At 73.0% G+C, this 3950-nt stretch carries 3 protein-coding genes and 1 pseudogene; all 4 read right to left on the bottom strand.

Annotated elements, in window-relative coordinates:
* A pseudogene (locus tag AB0J52_RS30840) lies at nucleotides 1-1018 on the bottom strand (hypothetical protein); the annotation flags it as partial.
* A gap of 132 nt (nucleotides 1019-1150) precedes the next feature.
* Entirely contained in the window at nucleotides 1151-1597 is a 447-nt protein-coding gene (locus tag AB0J52_RS30835) for a TY-Chap domain-containing protein (protein WP_500186210.1), read from the bottom strand.
* Between the two features lie 2 nt (nucleotides 1598-1599).
* On the bottom strand, nucleotides 1600-2067 hold the full coding sequence (locus tag AB0J52_RS30830) for a DUF6301 family protein (RefSeq protein ID WP_500186208.1): 468 nt from the start codon (nucleotides 2065-2067) through the stop codon (nucleotides 1600-1602).
* Nucleotides 2068-2076: 9 nt separating this feature from the next.
* The coding region (locus tag AB0J52_RS30825; protein ID WP_500186207.1) for a DUF8616 domain-containing protein at nucleotides 2077-3950 on the bottom strand (1874 nt) is incomplete at its 5' end.

Here is a 3950-nt window from a genome sequence, read left to right as displayed (position 1 = left end):
CCCGCAGGTAGTAGCCGACGGCGCCCGGCCACACCCACGTCCCGTCGGTGTGGAAGGTCAGCGGCACGCGCGCGGCGCGCCCGGGGTCGAGTTCGTCCGCGTCGAGGCTGCGCGCGGCGAGGACGATCGGCGCCTGCTCCAGGTACCGGACGAGCGCCTCCTTCTCGTCCTCGGGGACGTCCGGACGCGGCTCCCCGTCCCTCGGCAGCGGCACCGCGGCCATCCGCAGCCCGTCCGCACCGGCCTGCCCGGTGTCGGCCTGCCCGGTGTCGGGCCGGCCGGGGGCGGGCTCGTAGGCGACCTCGTGGGTCTCCGGGAAGGTCAGGCGGAAGGTCACCGCCGTCCACGGCTCGGCCGCGCCCTGCCGCAGGACGGCGAACATCTCGTTCAGCGCGGGCGGCGCGGCGAACGCGGCGGTCTGGCCGTCCAGCCCGGTCACCTGGACGGACGAGCCCTCGGGCGCGTAGCGGACGACGCTCTGCGCCCATCCGGACGGCAGGAACATGCCCAGGAGCTGCCCGAGGTCGCCGAGGAGCTGCTCCTGCTCCTCCGGGGCCAGCACGCGGTCGGTCGAGCGCGCGGCGCCGCCGAGCCAGACGGGGAGCCAGTCGCGCGGGAACGCCGCCAGGTCGCGCCGGTACGCCTCCGCGCCGAGACCCGGGTCGAGTTCGGCGTCGAACCACGTCCGGTACGCGCCGGGCGGCTCCAGCATGAACCGCATCCCGAACCAGGTGCCCTCGCCGGGCCGGTACATCATCGAGCGCAGCTCGGCCGCGACGCCGAGGAACTCGCGCGGGGCCTGGTACTCGCGCACCGAGCCGTCCGCCATCACGACCGCCAGCGCGGCCCGCGAGGCCCCGCCCGCCATCGCGACGCGCAGGTCGACGCGCCGCCAGCCGCCGGGGGCCAGCGCCGCCATCGCCGTGCCCATCCACTGCACGAGCTGGTCGTACCGCGCCTGGTCGTACGGCCACGGCCCGTACCCGGCCGGCGGCCGCTCTCCGGGCCCCTGAGTCATCGCTTCAGCCTCCTCGATCCGCCCGATCCTAGTGCTTTCCCGACAACCCGAGCTCTTCGAGCGGCGGCCCTCCGAGGTGTCCCGCGGGCCTTCCGGCCCCCGGAAGGCGACGCCCGGCGCGGGCGGACCGTCCTAGCGCACGGGGACCTGGTGCAGGTCCAGGCTCGGGAGGGTGAGGGGGGCGTTGCCCTCGCGCTCGTTCCACGCGCGGTACGTCCAGCCCTCGGGGGACGGGATGCCGTACCCGTCGCGGAACGCCGTCACGAGCATGCCGGTGAGCCGCCGGTAGTCCGCGGAGGACGAGGGCCACGGCAGGCGGTACCACCAGTCGTCCTGGCCGCGCCCGGGGTCGGGGGCGTGCCATCCCGCGGCCTCGATGACCCGCCGCGCCTCCGGGGACGCCTGGTCCTCCGGCTGGAGGAAGGCGTTGTCGCAGAGGTAGGCGAGGAGGACGTCGTCCTCCTGGGCGAACTGGGTGAAACGGCCGCCCTCCTCGCGCTCGCTGATCACGAGCAGCGCGCCCGCGGGAAGGTCGGCGAGGTCGTCGGCCAGCTCCGCCGCGAAGGTCTCCCATTCCATGGTCAGGATTCCTTGTCCCAGGTCTCGAGATGGTCGTTCGTGGCGACGAGGAGATTGACGCGGACGCGCGTGCGCCAGACGGCGACCGTCGTTTCGGGACCCGCCCAGGCCACCATCGGGAGTTCTCCGGGGACGCGGCGGGTCGGCGTGCCGAGGCTCTCGGTGCAGACGGAGACGACGCGGGCGAACTCGTCCCGCAGCCAGCTCCGCTGCTCCGGCACCTCCCGGTCGATATAGGCGGAGGTGCCGGCCGACACCATGACGGCCCGGTCGCCCTTCAGATCGACCGACGCGCTGGCCGGGCCGAGGCCGTCGTCCAGCCACACGGTGCCGCCGGTCGTCATGTAGACGCTCCAGCCCAGCCGGCCGGCGAGCCCGTCGACCGCGTCCGCGGTCCAGTCCCAGCGCAGGTCCCGGAAGGTCGTCGCCAGGGCGGCGATTCGCTCGTCGGGGAGTCGGGCAGGTGTCATGTTCCGATCCTATCCGCGCGGGTCCAGACCGGAGACGCGGCGGAAGTCGAAGGGAATTCCGTCGCGGCTCAGGTCGAATTCCGCCCAGCGCGCGTGGCCGTCCTTGTTGGAATGCGCGTAGAGGTATTCGAACTTGAGCGTCCCCGCGGCGAGATGCGCCTGGAGTTGGCTCTTCAACGCCTCGTCCGCGTTCAGCGCCGCACGGAGGTCGGGGTCGAGGGACATCACGAAGTCGAGGTATTCGGGACTGCCCTGCATCGCCTTCTTGAAGTTCTCGATCGTGCGGTCCTGGAGGGACGCCCCGACGCCCTTCGCCTCCACCGCGGTGATCGTGGCGCCGTCCGGGCCGATCGAGACGCCGATCAGGTCCAGGGTGCCGGGCCGTCCTGGCGCGTCGAAGTCCAGCGGGGTGAGGAGCCGGCGGCCGAGGTGGTGTTCGAGGAGGTCCCGTCCGACCGCCATGCCGAGCTTCTCGCTGACCTTGCGCATCTCGTGGCCGTGGTCGTTGAACGTGTTGGCCTGGTCGCTCAGCCGGCCCACCTTCTGGAGCACCTCGGGGGTGGGGCCGTGCTTGGCGATGATGTCGTCCGCGACCGCCTTGATCTTGTCGCCGCTGTTGATGTCGTCGAGCTTCTTGATGCCGAACTCCTGCATCAACGGCCGCAGTTCCTTGAGGATCTCCTGGCGCTTCTCGTGCCAGTCGGCGCGTTCCTCGGCGAGCCTTTCCAGCTCCTCCCGGGCCTGCGGGCTCGGCTCGTACTCCACCTTCTCGCTCATCTGCTGGTGGTAGTCGATCTGCCGGTTCGAGTTCGGCTCGGCGAGCCACCTGCCGTCCTCGCCCTTGAGGCGGTGCGGCGGCTCCTCCATGCGGAAGCTCTTGTCCGGGTCGCCCGGATAGTGGAGCTTGCCGTCCTCGGTCCGGTAGAAGCCGTCGGGGTCGCCCTCCTTGTGCAGGCGCCCGTCCTCGCCACGGACGAGGCCGTCCTCGCGGTCCGGCGGCGGGTTGCCGGAGTCGTCGTCCGCGCGGGGGCGGGCGTGCTCCGGGGGAGGCTCGTCGGACGGGTGGCGGGCGGGATCGGAGCCCGGGGCGTGGCCCCGGCCCGCGGGGTCGTTGCTGCCGTCCGGGTAGTGCGTCTTCCACTGGCCGTTCGGCGGCCAGTCGGGACGCACCCCGCCGCCCTGGGGATCGTGGTGGCCGGACGAGGCGAACATGTTGCCGTTGTGGTCCGACCACGCGAGGCCCTCGGGGGCGGTCACACGGACGCCGAGGTGGTGCGAGAGCTGGGACGCGAAGTCGCCCTCGCCGGTGTGGCAGGAGAGGAGGAAGACGTCCTTACCGTTCCAGTTCGGGTCGTGGTAGATCAGCTCGGCCAGGTCCTTGGCGGAGATCTTGCGGCCGTTGACCGTGATGCCGTCCGGGCCGCCGTGCGCGTCGATCACGTAGCGGTTCGGGTCGGCGGCGATGCGGCGCGAGAGCTCGCGCATCGCGGGGTCGTCGGGACCGTAGAACGAACGGCCGGACGGCGTCTCGTCGCTGCCGCGCCACACGTCGTGCAGGTGCTCGGGCAGGTTGCGCGGGACGTCGTCGGGCGTCGTGTGCGGGTTCTCGCCGTGGTCCGGGCGCGGCTCGTGCTCGTTCTCGTGCGGACGGTTCGTCCCGTCGTGCTCCGAGTGCGGCGTCGTCCGCCGGTCGCCGCCGGGGCCGCCTGAACCCGCCGGACGGTCCCGGTCGGGCGCGGACGACGGGGTGCGGTCGCGGTCCGAGGTCGGCGACCTGTCCGGGGTGCGCTCCGTCGTGGGGGTGCGCTCGGGCGTGGGGGTGCGCTCCGGGGCCGGGCGGCGGTCGTTGCCCGGCGTCCGGTCGGACGTCGGGGTTCGGTCGG

This window comes from Spirillospora sp. NPDC049652 (assembly GCF_040675125.1).
Taxonomy (GTDB): Bacteria; Actinomycetota; Actinomycetes; order Streptosporangiales; family Streptosporangiaceae; genus Spirillospora.
Note: the sequence above shows the minus strand (reverse complement) of the source record. Positions and strands in the feature narration are given on the sequence as shown.